This window comes from Pseudomonas triticifolii, from assembly GCF_014358015.1.
Taxonomy (GTDB): Bacteria; Pseudomonadota; Gammaproteobacteria; order Pseudomonadales; family Pseudomonadaceae; genus Aquipseudomonas; species Aquipseudomonas triticifolii.
This window is the reverse complement of the sequence record NZ_JACONV010000008.1, coordinates 103,507-118,620: the sequence shown is the minus strand read 5'-3', so window position 1 is coordinate 118,620 and position 15,114 is coordinate 103,507. Positions and strand designations below refer to the sequence as shown.

Annotated in this window: 12 protein-coding genes; 1 reads left to right on the top strand and 11 read right to left on the bottom strand. The window is 59.4% G+C overall.

Translation table 11 applies throughout. From position 1 onward, the window contains the following. Positions 1–289 precede the first annotated feature (289 nt). From H8S56_RS13525 to H8S56_RS13490, 8 genes are all read right to left on the bottom strand, one after another. A complete protein-coding gene (locus tag H8S56_RS13525) occupies positions 290–1,309 on the bottom strand; it encodes a Gfo/Idh/MocA family protein (RefSeq protein ID WP_187518924.1) in 1,020 nt (339 codons plus the stop codon). Between the two features lie 67 nt (positions 1,310–1,376). Continuing rightward, on the bottom strand, positions 1,377–2,387 hold the full coding sequence (locus tag H8S56_RS13520) for a Gfo/Idh/MocA family oxidoreductase (RefSeq protein ID WP_187518923.1): 1,011 nt from the start codon (positions 2,385–2,387) through the stop codon (positions 1,377–1,379). A 60-nt stretch (positions 2,388–2,447) separates the two neighbouring features. Next, positions 2,448–4,385, bottom strand: a complete 1,938-nt coding sequence (gene iolD / locus H8S56_RS13515) for a 3D-(3,5/4)-trihydroxycyclohexane-1,2-dione acylhydrolase (decyclizing) (protein WP_187518922.1) — start codon at positions 4,383–4,385, stop codon at positions 2,448–2,450. A gap of 232 nt (positions 4,386–4,617) precedes the next feature. Next, complete coding sequence (locus tag H8S56_RS13510) at positions 4,618–5,445, bottom strand: TIM barrel protein (RefSeq protein ID WP_187518921.1); 828 nt, start codon at positions 5,443–5,445, stop codon at positions 4,618–4,620. Positions 5,446–5,477: 32 nt separating this feature from the next. Then, positions 5,478–6,980, bottom strand: coding sequence for a CoA-acylating methylmalonate-semialdehyde dehydrogenase (locus H8S56_RS13505; protein ID WP_187518920.1), 1,503 nt, complete (start codon positions 6,978–6,980; stop codon positions 5,478–5,480). Between the two features lie 27 nt (positions 6,981–7,007). Further along, positions 7,008–7,817, bottom strand: a complete 810-nt coding sequence (gene iolB / locus H8S56_RS13500) for a 5-deoxy-glucuronate isomerase (protein ID WP_024689259.1) — start codon at positions 7,815–7,817, stop codon at positions 7,008–7,010. Positions 7,818–7,830: 13 nt separating this feature from the next. Further along, positions 7,831–8,730: a myo-inosose-2 dehydratase gene (gene iolE, locus H8S56_RS13495; protein WP_187518919.1), complete on the bottom strand. Its 900-nt coding sequence runs from the start codon at positions 8,728–8,730 to the stop codon at positions 7,831–7,833. A gap of 46 nt (positions 8,731–8,776) precedes the next feature. Beyond that, positions 8,777–10,714: a bifunctional 5-dehydro-2-deoxygluconokinase/5-dehydro-2-deoxyphosphogluconate aldolase gene (locus H8S56_RS13490; protein ID WP_187518918.1), complete on the bottom strand. Its 1,938-nt coding sequence runs from the start codon at positions 10,712–10,714 to the stop codon at positions 8,777–8,779. A gap of 267 nt (positions 10,715–10,981) precedes the next feature. Between H8S56_RS13490 and H8S56_RS13485 the strand changes: the two genes are divergently transcribed. After that, a complete protein-coding gene (locus tag H8S56_RS13485; protein WP_024689263.1) occupies positions 10,982–11,890 on the top strand; it encodes a MurR/RpiR family transcriptional regulator in 909 nt (302 codons plus the stop codon). 61 nt (positions 11,891–11,951) lie between these two features. Here H8S56_RS13485 and H8S56_RS13480 read toward each other — a convergent pair whose 3' ends face one another. The 3 genes from H8S56_RS13480 to H8S56_RS13470 are packed head-to-tail and all read right to left on the bottom strand — an operon-like array spanning position 11,952 to position 15,000. Next, positions 11,952–12,962 (bottom strand): lysylphosphatidylglycerol synthase domain-containing protein, encoded by a 1,011-nt coding sequence (locus H8S56_RS13480; protein WP_024689264.1) that lies wholly within the window; start codon positions 12,960–12,962, stop codon positions 11,952–11,954. After that, positions 12,959–14,218 (bottom strand): cardiolipin synthase ClsB, encoded by a 1,260-nt coding sequence (gene clsB / locus H8S56_RS13475; protein ID WP_024689265.1) that lies wholly within the window; start codon positions 14,216–14,218, stop codon positions 12,959–12,961. The genes H8S56_RS13480 and clsB overlap by 4 nt, the downstream gene beginning before the upstream one ends. Beyond that, positions 14,215–15,000, bottom strand: coding sequence for an endonuclease/exonuclease/phosphatase family protein (locus H8S56_RS13470; protein WP_187518917.1), 786 nt, complete (start codon positions 14,998–15,000; stop codon positions 14,215–14,217). The genes clsB and H8S56_RS13470 overlap by 4 nt, the downstream gene beginning before the upstream one ends. Positions 15,001–15,114 lie beyond the last annotated feature (114 nt).

Sequence of the window (15,114 nt, the reverse complement as noted above, 5' to 3'; positions counted from 1 at the left end):
ATCCAGAATGCAGAGGGCGCGGGTACGCCAGAGGTGGGGGTTTTCATCGACAGTACCTATCTTGTTTTGTTTTTGTTGGCTTGCTACCTGTGATGTTCAGACGTATCTGACAGCAAAGGTGATTCGATAGTCGGCAACCTGAAAACGACTCTATTGGAAAATATTTTCCAATTCAACTGATTTTAGAATTTATTCTGTTTTTATTTTATCTGGCTGAAAATGTCAGAAAGCCCGACGTCCTGAGGGGCGCCGGGCTGTCTGAAAGCTGTCTATTCATCCACTCAAAACGTTACAACACCACGACACGCCCCTCGCGGGCACTCAATCGCGCGGCGTCCATGACCGTTGCTGACGCGACTGCGTCCCGTGGATTGACCGGCACCTGGCCCTGGCCGTCGACCGCGTCCTGGAGCTGGTGATAGAACGCCAGCCAACAGCCACGTTCGGAAGGCACCCGCTCCCGATGATCGCCCTGCTCGAACCAGCCCCAGCGGCGATGTTCTTCCACGCCCCAGCGCTCGCCTTCGGAGCGTGGCGTCAAACCGGCAAATGCAGCTTCCTCCTGACCGTCCAGCCCATCGACGCTGTAACAACCCAGCGAGCCGCTGACCCTGAAACGCGGTTTGGGCGTGTTCTGCAGGCAACTGCCGGACAGGTGCGATACCACGCCATTGGCATGGCTCAGCGATACAAAAAAGGTATGGTCCAGCTCGTCGTCCGGTGCCGGGAACTGCAGCTCGGCATAGACCCGCTCCGCCGGCCCGAACAGCACCAGCGCCTGATCCACCAGATGACTGCCCAGATCCCGCAACATACCGCCGCCACTGGCCTTGCCCACAGAGCGCGGCGAATAGCGTTCGATGCTGGATTCAAAGCGGCTGATCGAGCCCAGCACCTGATTGTCGATCAGCTTGCGAAGCGTCAGAAAATCCGAGTCCCAGCGCCGGTTCTGGTAAACACTGAGCAGCACGCCCCGCCGCTCGGCAGCCTCGACCAGCTCGCGCGCCTGGGCCGCGTCATTGGCAAAGGGCTTGTCGCTGACCACGCCAACTCCCAGCTCGATGGCTTCCAGTATCAGGGCGCGGCGCGACGCCAAGGGCGTGGAAATCACCACCACATCGACACCGGCAGACACCATCTGCGCCAGCGTGTCGAACGTCGGCACCCCGGGATGATCGTGGCTGACTTGCTGCTTGCGTTCGGGCGATCCGGTTACCACACCCACAAACGTTGCACCGGGCAAACTTGAAATCAACGTCGCATGGAAGTAACGCCCTCCCTTGCCGTAGCCCACCAATCCTGCTCGCATGGCTTTCTCCTGTACTCGTTGAACGTAACGCGCCCCTGATTCAGGCGCGTTACTGCGACGTTATGGGTCAGCCGTAAAACGCAGGACGCTGCTCCAGACTGATCGGCACAATGGCACCACTGCCCTGTGCCTCGACACAAGCGTCGGCGGCGACCGCGGCGCAGTAACCGTCCCAGGCCGATGGACCCGTGAGTGTGCCAGCCGCTACGCCGTCAATAAAAGCCTGCAACTCGACGTCATAAGCGGCAATGAACCGGTCCTTCCAGTCCATCAGAATGGCGTTCGACAGCTTGGCGTCGCTGCGCAACTGGACTTGCGACGGCTCAGGCAGTTTGGCAATGCCCGTTTCGCCGACCACTTCGCACTGAATGTCGTAGCCATACTGGCAATTGACGAAGACTTCGACGTCGATGCGCGTACCCCGTGCGGTTTCCAGCATGACGATCTGTGGGTCGCGAAGATGCGCCAGCGCCTTGCTGGTCTTGCGCGGAAAAACCACCTGCACCGAGACGTAGTCGTCATTGAGCAGCCAGCGCAGCACATCGAGTTCGTGGATCAGCGTGTCGGTGATCGCCATGTCGGTCTTGTAGTTCTCGCCGACCCTCGGGTTGCGATGCGCGCAATGCAGCATCAACGGCTCGCCGATCTGGCCACTGTCGATGACCGCCTTGAGGGCGCGATAGCCATGATCGTAAGGCCGCATGAAACCGACCTGTACCAGACGTTTTCCGCCTGCAATCTCGGCTTCGACGATGTGTCGGCAACCCGCAGCGGTCACAGCGAGTGGTTTTTCACAAAACACCGGCTTGCCCGCTGCGATGGCAGCCAGCACGTACTCTTCATGGGTCGCGCCCCAGGAGCAGACCAGCACCGCTTCCACATCAGGCGCAGCGATCAGCGCATGGCCGTCGGCATACACCTCGGCGCTGATGCCCAGGTCGCTGACCACTTTTGCGGCCTGTTCCAGATTGATGTCTGTCACGGCCACCACCTGACTGCCGATCAAGGCTTTGCTGCAACGCCGGATATGATCCTGACCGATTGCGCCCGTACCGATCACACCTAGTTTCAAAGTCATTTCACTGTCCTGTATGAATGATTGTTCTTGTTGGAAGACGGTTTGCAAAAACGCGGATGATCAATACTGGCGAGCCTTGGCCAGTTGCTGGTTGAGTTTTTCGTGCGCTTGGGCCGTGGTGCCGGTGGTCGACACTTCGGCCACGCCGACCCGCCACCACGACAGGTAGTTGTGAATCATGGTCTTGGGCAGGACCTTGATATCGATCAGGGTCGAGACGGTCTGTCGCTGCGCATCCACCAGCGCGTCGTGCAACTGTTCGGCGGTACTGACCTTGTAAGTCTTGCAACCATAGGCCGCTGCGCTCATGGCAAAATCCACCGGCACGAAGTCGCCATCGAGCTGGCCAGTCTGCTCATTGCGGAAGCGGAACTCGGTGCCGAAGCTGTTCATGCCGTGTCCCATCTGCAGGTTGTTGATGCAGCCGAACGTCATGTTGTCGAGCAGCACGATGTTGATCTTGCGCCGCTCCTGAATCGAGGTGGCCAGCTCGGAATGCAGCATCATGTAGGAGCCGTCCCCCACCAGCGCGAAGACCTCCCGATGCGGCTGCGCCAGCTTCACACCCAGCGCAGCATTGACTTCGTAGCCCATGCAGGAATAGCCGTATTCGACGTGGTAGGTGTCAACGCCCGTGCTGCGCCAGGCGCGCTGCAGGTCGCCCGGCAGACTGCCCGCAGCGGCAACGATCACCGCATCGGCGGGCAGGCTCTGATTGAGAATGCCCAGCACCCGACTCTGCGTGAGGCACGAACCGGTCAGCTCAATGAACTCGCGCAACACCGACGGATCCATGTGGTCGTTGATTTCAGGAACGAAATCCTCATGCTGGTATTCGACGGCATACACGCGATCGACTTCGGCCTCCAGCTCGGCTTTGGCTGCCGCGGGCGCATCGCCCCAGGCGGCCCGATAATCGCGGGTTTGGAGTTGTTCGGTCAGTGCCTGCAAGGCAACCTGGGCGTCCGCTAACACCTGCACGCCGTCCAGCTTCTGAACATCGAACGTGCCGACGTTGAGGTTGAGAAACTGCACGTCCGGGTTCTGGAACAGCCACTTGGACGCCGTGGTGAAATCGCTGTAACGCGTGCCGACACCGATGATCAGGTCCGCTTCCTTTGCCAGCCGATTGGCCGCGACCGTACCCGTCTCGCCGATACCGCCCATGTTCAACGGGTGTGCCGACACGATGGCACTCTTGCCCGCCTGGGTTTCCGCGAAGGGAATGCCGAAGCGTTCGGCGAACGACTGCAATGCCTGCGCTGCGCCGGAATAGCGAACGCCACCGCCGCAGATCAACAACGGCTTGCGTTTGCCCACCAGCAACGCCAGCGCGTCGTCGAGCATCGCCTTGCTGGGCGGTCGACGGTCAATCCGGTGCACGCGTTTGTGCAGGAAGCTGTCCGGGTAATCCCAGGCTTCGGCCTGGACATCCTGGGGCAGCGACAGCGTGACAGCGCCGGTATCGGCCGGGTCGGTCAGCACGCGCATCGCATTGATGGCCGCGCTCATCAACTGCTCGGGACGGTTGATGCGATCCCAGTATTTGCTCACAGCCTTGAACGCGTCGTTGGTGCTGATGCTCAGATCGTGGAACTGTTCGATCTGTTGCAGCACCGGGTCCGGCTGGCGGCTGGCATAGACATCGCCCGGCAGCAGCAGCAATGGAATGCGGTTGGCCGATGCAGTGGCCGCTGCGGTGATCATGTTCGCCGCCCCCGGCCCTACCGACGAAGTACAGGCGTAGATCTTGCGACGCAGATGCTGCTTGGCGAAACCGATGGCCGCGTGGCACATGCCCTGTTCGTTGCGGCCCTGATGGACGACCAGCTCGCCGTGGTCCTGCTCCAGTGCCTGACCCAGGCCCAGCACATTGCCGTGACCGAAGATGGTGAATACGCCAGCGACAAACTTGCTCTGTACGCCATCGACTTCGACGTACTGGTTATCGAGAAACCTCACCAGAGCCTGAGCCATGGTCAGTCGGGTAGTACTCATGCTCGCACCTTGTTGTTGTGTGAGGTGGAAGGTGTTGTCAGCCCGGCTGACGCCGGGCTCCGCGCGTTTCGTCCCTGTCTCTGGCACGCGGCTTGTACGCAGAAAACACAAGACTTCGCGAGCAAGCCCGCTCCCACGACTTCTTGTCTGCTGCGAGACCGCGTTGTGTCATCGATAAACAGGCAACCCACGCCGAGTGTTTGTATGTCGCCGCACGTCAGCCAACGCCATTTCATCCCACCGCTACGGCGCGGGACAGGTGGCCCATGCTCGCCGACATGGCCTGCGAAATGTCATCCAGCGCATGCACGCTCTCGGCAAATGGCTCAAACGACAGGTAGCCGGTATAACCGCCACCCAGCAGACGCTCAATCTGAGCAGCGTTGCCGAGAATGTCAGCGTCGCCCACCAGTACCCGATGCCCGTCGCGGATGCTGTTGAGCGGTGCCTCTGCATCTTCGACGCCGGAAATATGCACCAGCCCGGTGAGTTCGGGAAACACTTCGACCTCACCCGCCAGATGGTGATGGAAGGTGTCGTGAACCAGACGAAACACGTCCAGTGCGCCGACGCTTTTAATCGCCTCGACCGCCTGACGTTTGAGACGCAACGAGCACTCCTCAAAACCCAGCGGTTCGACGAAGCCCAGCAGACCGTGTTCACGCAGGATCGGCGCCAGTGCGCCCAATGCCGTACGCAAAGCAGCGGCGCGCTGGGCGGCTGTGCGTGAATCCTCGCGGTCGTTGAGTGGGCACAGGACCAGACCTTCTGCGCCGCACTCACGGGCGTACCGGGAAAGCTTCGTCGCCTGAACGCAGCGCTCGTCGTTCCAGACATCGAACGGGTACAACGCGTTGATCGACAGAACGCGTACGCCCTTGGCAGCGCACTGCTCACGGACAACCTGCGGCGGCGTACCGTCCTCGATCTCGATCCCTTTGAGGTCATTGCGGATCTCGATGGCATCCGTCCCCAGACTCACGGCGAGGTCCAGGAAGTCAGCCAGTGACAGGCGCGGCGCGACCATTCGGTTGAGGGCAAAACGCAGGGGTTGACTCATTATTTTTATTCTCCATGTCCCGATGAAAAAGCTTACTTGGCAGTCGGCATGCTGAATTCAGGGCCCTTGGCGATACTGTCGGGCCAGCGTTGCATGACGCTCTTGTAGCGGCTGTAAAAGCGCAGGCCTTCTTCGCCGTAGGCATGGTGATCGCCAAACAGCGAGCGCTTCCAGCCCCCAAACGAATGCCAGGCCATGGGTACCGGGATGGGCACGTTGATGCCGACCATACCGACCTTGATGGAGCGGGCGAAGGCGCGAGCCACCCCGCCGTCACTGGTGAAGCACGACACGCCGTTGCCAAACTCATGGGCGTTGATCAGCTCGACAGCACTGGCAAAATCCGGCACATGCACGATGCCCAGCACCGGGCCGAAAATCTCCTCCTTATAGATCTGCATGTCTGGCGTGACGTTGTCGAACAGGGTCGCGCCGACAAAGAAACCTTGCTCGGCACCCGGCACCTTGAAATTGCGCCCGTCGACTATCAGCTTCGCGCCTTCCTTGACGCCTTGGGCGATGTAACCTTCCACTTTGGCCTTGTGCACGGCAGTGACCAAAGGCCCCATGTCCGAGTCGGCGTTCATGCCGTTGCCGACCTTGAGCTGATCGATGCGCGGCAACAGCTTTTCGATCAACGCCTGACCGACGTCGCCGACGACTACGGCGATGGAAATCGCCATGCAGCGCTCACCGGCCGAGCCGAATGCCGCACCGATCAACGCATCAGCCGCCTGCTCCAGATCGGCATCGGGCATTACGATCATGTGGTTCTTGGCCCCGCCCAGCGCCTGCACACGCTTGCCATGCGCGGTGCCCTGCTGATGGATGTACTCGGCAATCGGCGTCGAACCGACAAAGGACACGGCTTCGATATCAGGATGTTGCAGCAATGCATCGACAGCGACCTTGTCACCCTGCACGACGTTAAAGACGCCATCGGGCAGACCGGCTTCCTTCAACAGGCGCGCCATCAACAGGCTGGCCGAAGGATCGCGCTCCGAGGGTTTGAGAATGAAGCAGTTGCCGGTGACCAACGCCATGGGAATCATCCACAGCGGCACCATGACCGGGAAGTTGAACGGCGTGACGCCAGCACAGACACCCAGCGGCTGGCGCAGATTCCAGTTGTCGATGCCCCCGCCGATGTTGTCGCTGAAATCGCTCTTGAGCAGGCTTGGCGCACCGCAGGCGAATTCGACAATCTCGATCCCACGTACCACTTCACCGCGCGCGTCGGACAACACTTTGCCGTGCTCACGACAGATGATCTGCGCCAGTTCCTCATGATGACGGTCGAGCAATTCCTTGAACTTGAACATGACCCGCGCACGGCGCAGCGATGATTGATCGGCCCAGGCCGGGAAGGCTGCCTTGGCCGCTGCGACCGCTTCATCGACGGTCTTGAGGCTGGCCAACGCCACACGGGCCTGAACACTGCCCAATGCCGGATTGAAAACGTCGCTGTAGCGCTCGCCATCGCCGTTGTGCAATTGCCCGTTGATGTAGTGGCCGATCACCGGTGACTCGCTCATCTGACTGACTCCAGTAAAAAAGGGGAATTAAAGCTCCAGCAGCCAACTGTGCTGCGGATCGTTATGGAACTGCCACGCGCGGGTCGGACCGGCCATCACGTTGAGGTAGTAGGACTCGTAGCCATAAGGCACGGTGACCGGGTGATAGCCCTTGGGCACGACGACCAGATCGCTGTTTTCCACGGCCATGGCCTGATCGATACTGCGGTCATCGGTGTAGACGCGCTGGAACACGAACCCCTGAGGCGGGTTGACCTGGTGGTAATAGGTTTCTTCGAGAAAGCTCTCGTGAGGCAGATTGTCCAGATCGTGCTTGTGCGGCGGGTAGCTGGAGGAGTGACCCGACGGTGTACGCACCTCCACCACCAGCAGCGAGTGCGCAGCTTCGGTGTCCGGCAGGATGTCGCACACGTAACGCGTGTTGGCATTTTTGCCGCGCACGCTGCGCTTCATGCTGTCGGGGGTGATCAAGCGCGCCGGGACGCGCTTTGTGCTGTCGCCGGGGGCCGCACAGACCGCCAGATGAGCGGGCCCCAGCGCGGTAAAGTGCGCCTGGCTGTGAGGCGGCAGATAGACTGCAAACGGCGATTTCTCCTCGAACACCGAATGTCGGTCGCCAATGTTTTCCCAGTTGAAAGCGCCCTGCCCCGGTGCCTCGCCACTCACGCTGGCGTGGCCGGTGAGTAGCACCACGCACAGTTCATTGTCTGCGGCACTCAGCGGCAAACGTTCCCCGGCTTCAAGGCGGTACGCAGTAAAGCCCACGTACTCGAGCGCGCCTTCTGGCAACGCGACGATGTCTCGACCCTGAGCCTTGCTTTTGATCAACAAATTCATTGTCCAGTCCTCCTTATCGAGCGTCGGCCAGCAGTTGGCGCAGCGTGTCGTAGCCTTTTTTGGCGTAGACATAGCTCGGCGCGACTGCTGGATCCTGTTCGGCCTCGACAACCAGCCAGCCGGTGTAGTCGGCCTGCAACAACACGTTGAGCAACGCCGAAAAATCAATATCACCATCGCCCGGAACCGTAAAAGTGCCGTTGATGATGCAGTCTGGAAAACTCCAGAGGTTGTTGCGCGCCAGTTGCACGACCGGATTGCGCACGTCTTTGAAGTGCACATGACACACACGATCGATGTGCCGACTCAACACCTCCAGCGGCTCGCCACCGCCCATATAGCAATGGCCCGAATCGAACAGCAGCCCGACCTCACTGCCGGTCATTGCCATCAGGCGATCAATGTCCTGTGGCGACTCGATGTACGCGCCCATGTGATGGTGATACGCCAGACGTACGCCATGCGACAGGGTGAAGCGGGCCAGCTCAGTGAGCTTGTCGGCGTATTCGCGCCACGCCTCATCGGTATGAAAACGTGGTCGTTCGACCAGAGGAACACGCTGCCCCTGAATCGAATCGGCCACTTCGCCATACACCAGTACCGAAGCGCCATTCTCGGCGAGCAGTTGCACGTGAGAAGCGATGGCTTCGATCTCTTCGGCTACCGAACGTCGTGCCAGCCGACTGGAATACCAGCCGGACACCAATGCGAGGTCGTAAGGGCGCAAGACATCGCCGACACCCTTGGCGTCCTTCGGAAACTTGCCGTTGAGTTCGAATCCTTCGTAGCCGATGGCCTTGCCTTCGCTCAGTGCGGTACTGAGCGGGGTTTCGCCACCCAGCGCAGGCAGGTCGTCGTTGCTCCAGGAAATCGGGTTGATGCCGATGCGGATAGTGGGTACGGAAACAGGCATGGCTGGACCTTTTTTGTAGTGATCACGGCGTCAGTGACGATTGGCTTCACGCCCGGCTTTCGCGCCAGGACTCGATCAGCCAGTTGAACGTGCCCTGCACTCTGGCAACCAGCGCGGCATCGTCGATCTCACCGGCCATCCAGGCTCGGCTCGGTTCGCGAAAGATCGTCCGACCGACGGCGAATCCCTGGCAGGTACGACTGTTGCGCGCGGCGGCAAACCCTTCGGCCAGATGTTCCACAGGCGCATTCAGCCCCAACAGCACAACGCCGCGGCAATACGGATCACGTTCCTGAATCAACGCGTCCAGTTGCTTCCAGACCTCGGCGGTCTGCGCTTCTATCTTCCACCAGGCAGGATAGATGCCCAGGTTGTACAGGCGCTTGAACGCACGCAGCATGACGTCGGGATACGTCGAAGGATGGTCTTTGGGCGGAATGATTTCCAGCAACAGCTCATGCCCGCTGACCTTGGAGGCATCATAAAGGGCCTTGATCTGCGCTTCCTGCTCAAGGCGCAGCATGGGCTCGTCATCGGGGTGGTATTGCACCAGGCACTTGATGATCTGCTCCTGCGGCCAGTTGATCAGGTTGCTGCCTATCGAACGGCCGTGCTCGAACGCCAGGGGTCTGGAACCCTGAACTTCCACCGGACGGGCCACCCACCATCCGCGACCGGTAGCTGCGTTGAGCGCATCCTGTCCGAACCGTTGATCGGCCAGCAACCCAACATCGCCCTCGATACCCCGGCTGCGCAGATCATGCTCGACCCGCTCTACCGCTTGCACGAACAGCTGCTTGAGCTGACCGATGCTGCTCAGGTCGCGACCGGCCTGCTGCGCGAGCTCGACCAGTTGACCGCGATGATCGAAGGCAAAGATAAACAGTTGCCGCCACTGCCTGCGCGGGGTGCTGACCTGATGCAGACGTTGCAGGCCCACATCCTGATCCGGCCGGGTGACAGGTTCCGGGCTATTGAACAGGTACTCCAGTTCTGCGGGCGTCGGCATGGCCGGAGCACAGGCGTGCCGTGACACGACCAGCCCACCACAGGCGTTTGCCAACTGACAGCAACGCTCGTCGCTCGCATCCTTGAGCCAGCCGCTGAGGAACCCCGACATGAAGGCATCGCCTGCGCCCAGTACGTTGAGCACCTCAACCCGCACACCGGGATAGATCGCGCCATCTTCGAGACGCGCAGGGATCGCACCGTGAATGACCGTGCAGCCTTGCGGACCGAGCTTGACCACCAGCGTGGCAGCAGTCAGCCCGCGTACAATACGCAAGGCGCTGAGCAGATCGGTTGCACCGCCGGCAATCAGAAACTCTTCTTCAGTCCCGACGATCAGGTCGAAACGCGGCAGGATGCGCTGAACATGCTGGCTGACCTTCTGATCGGCGACAAAACGTGTTTCGCCATCGGCTTTGCTCGCCAGCCCCCAGAGCACAGGTCGGTAATCGATATCCAGTACGCGGTGAACCTGATGCTTCTCCGCGTAATCGAGCGCCTGGATGCTGGCCTTGAACACCTGATCAGTGGAAAAGTGTGTGCCGGTAATGAGCAGCGCCTTGCTGGAGGCAATCTGCTGTTCGTCGATGTCCTCGGCGCGCAGGGCCATGTCGGCGCAGTTTTCGCGGTAGAACACCAACGGAAACGTTTCTCGATCCTTCAGACCCAGCAGCACCATGGCGGTGAGACGCTCAGGATCGCGCTTGATGGCGCTGACGTCGCAGCCTTCGCGGGCCAGCGATTCAACCAGAAAACGCCCCATGTGGTCATCGCCCACGCGGCTGAGCATGGCCGACCGCAGGCCAAGCCGGGCGGTACCGAAAGCGATGTTAGCGGACGATCCGCCCAGGTACTTGGCAAAACTCGAAACATCTTCCAACCGGGCGCCTACCTGCTGCGCGTAGAGGTCGACGCCCAGTCGTCCGAGGCAAATCAGATCCAACGGACGCCCGGAGGCAAAGCGTGTCTGGCCCATGGTGGCTCCTGTTATTTTTATCAGCCTGCAGTGCATGCTTCAGGGGCACGACTGCTTTGTGATGCAGCCTAAAACGTCCCGGCGCATCAATCAATATTTATTCTATAATTTTTTTACGTGGAATATTTTTTCCATACCCCTCATGAAGTGCTGGCACAATGGGCTGGCAGGTGCGATATAGTTCGCGATCATGCGACGCGCAGTGCTTATTCTCCGGGCACCCCAATACCCTGTTGCCCTGAAAAGAAAACAGTAAAAGGATTGAACATGAACAACCCCGATCAGCCGTCTCTGCCAGACACGAACGTCGACATGCCACCGACCAGTGCCGATGGATTGCTGCGGCTGATCACCGAGGAATACGACACCCTGCCCCGCCAGCTCAAGCGCATTGCCAGCTATATGAGCCAGCAAAGCGACCGGATCATGGTCGACCGCATCAGCGATATCGCCCGAGAGTGCGAAGTACACCCCTCCGCCATCGTGCGCTTCTCGCAACGCTTCGGCTTCAGCGGTTTCAGTGAAATGCAGGCTTTGTTTCGCGAGGCTTACACGCACAAGACCACGCCAGTGCAGAACTATCAGCAGCGCATTCGCAGCATGATCGCCAACAAGTCACACAAGGCCAGCGGTGCAGACCTGGCTCGAGAGTGCGTGAATGCGACCTTGTCCGGGCTGGAACGCCTGGGCTCGGAGCTGGATGACGAGGAGTTCGAAAAAGCCGTGGACCTGGTGGTCAACGCCGACAACATCTATGTGGTGGGCGTGCGTCGCTCGTTTGCAGTCGCCGATTACCTGGTCTACAACCTGCAGCACACCAACAAGCGTATCCACCTGATTTCAGGACTGGGCGGCAGTTACCGCGAACAGATGCGCAGTGTGCGGGCCAACGATCTGGTAATAGCCATCAGCTTCACACCGTATGGCAAGGAAACCCAGCATTGCCTGCGTATCGCCCAGCACCATCAGGCCAAGACGCTGATCATTACCGACAGCAATCTGTCGCCACTGGCAAAACGCGCCAATTCGGTGTTGCTGGTCAATGAAGGCAGCTCCTTCGCCTTTCGCTCACTCAGCGCAACCCTGTGCCTGTGCCAGGCGCTGTTCATCGCCGTGGCCTACCGTCTGGAGCTGAAAGTGGACGAGATACACGAGCAGGTCGGTTTCGACGATTGATCGGGGAAGCGCCGCGGGAAAGTGAAGTTCGTCTGCACAGCCCTCCACTTCCCCGTCACGCTCAGGATTCGGCCTGATCCCCCATGCGCTGCTGGTTTTTCGCATTCATCTTTTTGGCGCGCTTCTCCAGCACCAGGTAAACCACGACCGCCAGCACCAGCGGTAGCAGGAAGTAGATGGCGCGGTAGCCAATCAACGCGGCCAACAGGCTGCCTTTGGAAAACTGATGCGACAGTAACGTGATGAACACCGTCTCTAGCACGCCAAGCCCCGCCGGAATGTGGGTAATGACACCTGCAATACTGCTGATCAGCAGCACGCCCAGGATCGCGGGATAAAACGCCTTTTCCGGCAATAGCGTGAAAATCACTGCCGCCATCAACGACCAGTTCAGCGCGCCGAGACTGGCTTGCATCAGGGCCTGCTTGAGGGACGGCAGATTGAATTCCTGATCGCGAATCTTCCACGAGCGTCGCCTGGAAAAGCGGCAGGCCAGCAGATAGGCGAAACACACGGCCAACAAACCGAAGCCGATCAGTTGCAGCGTGTCGGTGCCAATCGACCATTCCTTGGGCAGCGACAGAAACCGCATCGAAAACACAAAGCCTGCCAACAGCATGTAGCCGAGCCAGTTGGTGATCAGGCTCAGGCTCAGGATGCGCGTGATGGTCGACACCTCAAGCCCCAACCTCGAATACAGCCGGTAGCGCAATGCAATGCCGCCCACCCACGAACTCAGGTTGAGGTTGAAGGCATAGCAGACGAAGGTCACCGGCACGATCTGCTTAATCGACAGCTTGTGACCTGTGTAATAGCGGGCCAGGATATCGAACCCGCAGTAGGTCAGGTAACTGAGCAGTGCCACGAACGCCGCCATCAACAGTGTGCTGAGTTTGTACGACTGCAGCGCTTGCATGACCTCCTGCCAGTCCAGATTCTTCACCAGCAGAAACAGCAGCACCGGTACCGCGATGAAGAAAAACAGGTTGAACACCCGCTTGGCCCACTTCCACTTATCGCTTTTCTTGTCGCCCTTCGCGCTCTGCGAAGATGCACTGGCTGCCTGAGTCATGATGTTTTCTCCTGATCCAGTTCATGGTGCGCCTGTTGCTGGATCACTTTGGCCTCTGGCACGACATCACCTGCCCGCAAGGGCTTAAGGCGCATGCCATGTACAGGAAACAGGCCGGCAATGGCCGGAAAACGCCGCAGAAAGAAAAAGCTCAACACAATCATCGGCGCACGCCACCACTGGCCGCGCGCAGCGCCCTTCAGACTCATCTGCGTACTGTGTGCCGCTGCAAGCTCCATCAGATGCGTCTGCAGACGATCATTGAGCGAAGGATCACGAATGAACAGATTGGCTTCCAGGTTGAGCGCCAGACTCAAGGGGTCGAGGTTGCTGGAACCCACGGTGGACCAGTCCTGATCGATCAGCGCAACCTTGCCGTGCAAGGCACGCTGTTTGTATTCATGGATGATCACGCCATCACGCAGCAAATAGGTGTAGGTCAGTCGCGAGCAGACCCTGACGAATGGCATGTCTGGCTTGCCTTGCAGGATCAGGGTGACCTTGACGCCGCGCCGCGACGCATTGCGCAGCTCTCGCAGGAAGCGATAACTCGGGAAGAAATAGGCATTGGCCAAGGTAATGCGCTGCTTGGCGCCACGAATGGCTTCCAGGTATCGCTCCTCGATGTCGGTGGTGTGCTCGGCATTGTCGCGCTCGGCCAGCAGCATCCGGGCATTGCCTGCGGGTTCCAGATTCAGGGGGATAGGCGTCAGTTGGCCGCGTACTGCATCGCTGAGCATCTGCACTGCGCTGCGATGAATGTCTTCAATGATCGGGCCACGCACCCGCACAGCGTAATCCTGCTTGGCAGTCAGGCCGGTATCGGTCATGTGATCGACGCTGTAGTTGATACCGCCGATAAAGCCGGTTTCGCCGTCGATCACCACCACCTTGCGGTGCAGACGTCGAAACAGATTGGTGCGCATGCCCATGAACCGTGGACGCGGGTCGAACAGTTGAATCTGCACGCCCGCATCGATCATGGTTCTGACGAACGCAGAACTGAGGTCGGACGTACCGTAGTCATCCACCGTGATGACGACTTTGGCCCCATTATTTGCAGCTTCGATCACAGCCTGTTGCAGGCCGGTGCCGATCCGGTCTTCGAAAATAATGAAGGTCTCGATCAGGACTTCCTTTCGAGCCGTACGGATGCACTCGAACACCCGGGTGAAAAAGTCCTCACCGTTGATCAGCAGCTCTACCGAGTTGCCGTCGCGCCACTGTTGTTTGGTGCGGCCAGTCGTTTTGCTCATAAGGTTACTTCCACCGCCAGCGGTGCATGATCGGAAAGATGAGACCAGGGTCGATTGGAAAGCACCTTGGGCCTGTGGGTGGTGGCGTTGCGTACGTAGATTCGGTCCAGCCTCAGCAATGGCCAACGCGCCGGAAAACTCTTTGCCGGCGCGCCGAAGCGCTCGACGAAAACTTCATGCAATCCAGTGCCCTGCAACAAGGCGTCGGCGCGCTGACGCCAGTCATTGAAATCCCCGGCTACGATCACCGGCGCTTCAGCGGGCAAGCGGTGCATCAGTTCAGCAAGCAGTGTCAGCTGTTTGTGCCGATGACTCTCCCACAGCCCCAGATGCACACAGACCGCGTGCACATGACCCCGATTGGGCACATCGATAACGCAGTGCAGCAAACCGCGCTGCTCTGTTCCATCGATGGAGATGTCGAGATTCTCATGGCTCACGATCGGGTATTTGGAGAGCAGCGCGTTGCCGTGGTCGCCGTCTGGATAAACCGCGTTACGGCCATAGGCAAAATCGCTCCACATGCTGTCGGCCAGAAACTCGTACTGCGAAATGGTCGGCCAGTCTTTCACCGTCCGGGCATGGCTATGATGTTCGCCATGCACTTCCTGCAGGAACACCACATCAGCCGAGACGCTTCGCACCGCTTCGCGCAATTCGGGAAGAATGAAGCGACGGTTGAAGATGCCGAAGCCCATGTGCATGTTCATCGTCAGTACATTCAATGAAAGGCTGGCCGAGACCGGCGCAAGAGGGCCGATGGGCGTATTGGCAGTGGTCAAGAGAGGCTCCCGGGTGAATATTCACCTCATATGAAGCCTCGTGGTGGCACAGGTTCCATTGGTCATGGCAATGCTGCCTTCTTGCCATGAGTGTTCATTCATCGACTGGCCTTG

What these genes read in the sequence shown, in the direction of transcription:
- H8S56_RS13480 (WP_024689264.1), bottom strand. Translation starts at nt 12,962, where the DNA reads ATGACTCAGGCAGCCAGTGCATCTTCGCAGAGCGCGAAGGGCGACAAG.
- H8S56_RS13525 (WP_187518924.1), bottom strand. Translation starts at nt 1,309, where the DNA reads ATGCGAGCAGGATTGGTGGGCTACGGCAAGGGAGGGCGTTACTTCCAT.
- H8S56_RS13505 (WP_187518920.1), bottom strand. Translation starts at nt 6,980, where the DNA reads ATGAGCGAGTCACCGGTGATCGGCCACTACATCAACGGGCAATTGCAC.
- iolB (WP_024689259.1), bottom strand. Translation starts at nt 7,817, where the DNA reads ATGAATTTGTTGATCAAAAGCAAGGCTCAGGGTCGAGACATCGTCGCG.
- H8S56_RS13485 (WP_024689263.1), top strand. Translation starts at nt 10,982, where the DNA reads ATGAACAACCCCGATCAGCCGTCTCTGCCAGACACGAACGTCGACATG.
- H8S56_RS13510 (WP_187518921.1), bottom strand. Translation starts at nt 5,445, where the DNA reads ATGAGTCAACCCCTGCGTTTTGCCCTCAACCGAATGGTCGCGCCGCGC.
- clsB (WP_024689265.1), bottom strand. Translation starts at nt 14,218, where the DNA reads ATGAGCAAAACGACTGGCCGCACCAAACAACAGTGGCGCGACGGCAAC.
- iolD (WP_187518922.1), bottom strand. Translation starts at nt 4,385, where the DNA reads ATGAGTACTACCCGACTGACCATGGCTCAGGCTCTGGTGAGGTTTCTC.
- H8S56_RS13490 (WP_187518918.1), bottom strand. Translation starts at nt 10,714, where the DNA reads ATGGGCCAGACACGCTTTGCCTCCGGGCGTCCGTTGGATCTGATTTGC.
- H8S56_RS13520 (WP_187518923.1), bottom strand. Translation starts at nt 2,387, where the DNA reads ATGACTTTGAAACTAGGTGTGATCGGTACGGGCGCAATCGGTCAGGAT.
- iolE (WP_187518919.1), bottom strand. Translation starts at nt 8,730, where the DNA reads ATGCCTGTTTCCGTACCCACTATCCGCATCGGCATCAACCCGATTTCC.